Here is a 1866-nt window from a genome sequence, read left to right on the forward strand (position 1 = left end):
AAACAGCGGATGATGCGACGCCGAGCGCACCGGGTTGAGCTGCTCGACCAGCAGCTCGAACGGCACATCCTGGTTGCCGTAGGCATCCAGCGCCTGCTGGCGCACCTGCTCGAGCACCTCGCTGAACCGCTGCGCGGAACTCACCCCTACCCGCAACACCCAGGTGTTGACGAAAAACCCGACCAGCTCATCGAGCGCCGCATCCATCCGACCGGCGATCGGCGCGCCCATCACCACGTCCTCGCCGGCTCCCACCCGGTGCAACACCACTGCCATGGCCGCCTGCAACACCATCGAGACCGTCGCGTTATGCGCCGCCGCCAACGCCTTGACCCCCGCCCAGGTCCGCGAGTCGATGCGGAGCTCCACCTCATCGCCGCGATAACTGGGCACCTGCGGGCGCGCCCGATCCGCCGGCAGCGACACCACCTCGGGCAGATCGGCCAACTGCTGCCGCCAATACGCCAGCTGCCCGGCGATCACACTGTCGGGATCGGACTCGGCGCCCAGCCAATCCTGTTGCCACAACGTGTAATCCGCATACTGCACCGGCAACGACGCCCACTGCGGGGCCCGGCCCTGCCGCCGCGCCCGATACGCCTCGCCCACATCACGGACCATCGGGGCCAGCGACCAGCCATCAAAGGCGATGTGGTGCACCACAATTCCCACCACATGCTGCTCGGGGCCCACCGCATAGATCTGGGCACGAATAGGGATCTCGGCCGACAAATCAAACCGATACCCCGCCAGCGCGACCAACTCGCCGACCACATCCTGCTCGGTCAACGACACCACCGCCGCGTCCCCGCGCCGCCACATCCCCGCTTCGGCGGGCAACACCTGCTGCAGCGGCACACCGTCGATGTCGGGGAATATGGTGCGCAGCGACTCGTGACGGGCGATCACATCATCGATGGCCGCCCCCAGCGCCTCGATATCGAGCACCCCGCTGATCCGAAACGCGGTGGGAATGTTGTAGGTCGCCACCCCGCCCTCGAACCGGTCGAGGAACCACAACCGCTGCTGGGCAAACGACAAGGGCACCGCCGCCGGCCGCGCCACGGCCGCCAACGGCTTACGGCCGACCCCATCGCCGCCGATACGTGCCGCCAACTGGGCCACGGTGGGCGCCTCGAACACGGTGCGCACCGCCAGGCCTGCGTTCAGGGCGCTGTTGACCGCGGCAATCACCCGCATCGCCGACAGCGAATCCCCACCCAAGTCGAAGAAGGAGTCGTCGATACCGACCCGCTCGAGCCCGAGAACCTGGGCGTAGATGCCGGCCAGGGTCTCTTCGGTGGGGGTGACGGGGGCGCGGTAGCGGTCGCCCTCGGTGTATTCGGGCGCCGGTAGGGCGCGGGTGTCCAGTTTGCCGTTGACCGTCAGCGGCAGCGCGTCGATCACCACCACCGCCGCGGGCACCATATAGGTGGGGAGCCGCTGACCCAACCGAGCCCGAATATCCGCTGGGTCAGCGGCTCCAGTGATGTAGCCGATCAGGCGCTTGTCGCCGGGGCGGTCCTCGCGGGCGATCACCACCGCCTGCTCCACCCCATCCAGCGCGGCCAGGGCGGCGCGGATTTCGCCGAGTTCGATGCGATAGCCGCGGATCTTCACCTGCTCATCGGCGCGACCCAGATAATCCAGCTGCCCATCGGCACCCCAACACACCAGATCCCCGGTGCGATACATCCGCGCCCCGGAATCCCCGAACGGGCAGGCCACGAACCGCGACCCGGTCAAACCCGCCCGGCCCACATATCCGTAGGCCAGACCGCCGCCGGCTACATACAACTCCCCGACCACCCCGGCCGGCACCGGACGCAACGACGCGTCCAGCACAAAAAAGCCCAGATGCACCAA

General features: G+C 68.0%; 1 protein-coding gene. It reads right to left on the bottom strand.

Annotated features, from left to right (window positions below; genetic code table 11):
• Positions 1-1866 (bottom strand): condensation domain-containing protein (locus A5760_RS02170; protein WP_155764172.1); only part of this gene is annotated, 1866 nt, incomplete at both ends.

The organism is Mycobacterium colombiense (genome assembly GCF_001665835.1).
Classification (GTDB): Bacteria; Actinomycetota; Actinomycetes; order Mycobacteriales; family Mycobacteriaceae; genus Mycobacterium; species Mycobacterium colombiense_A.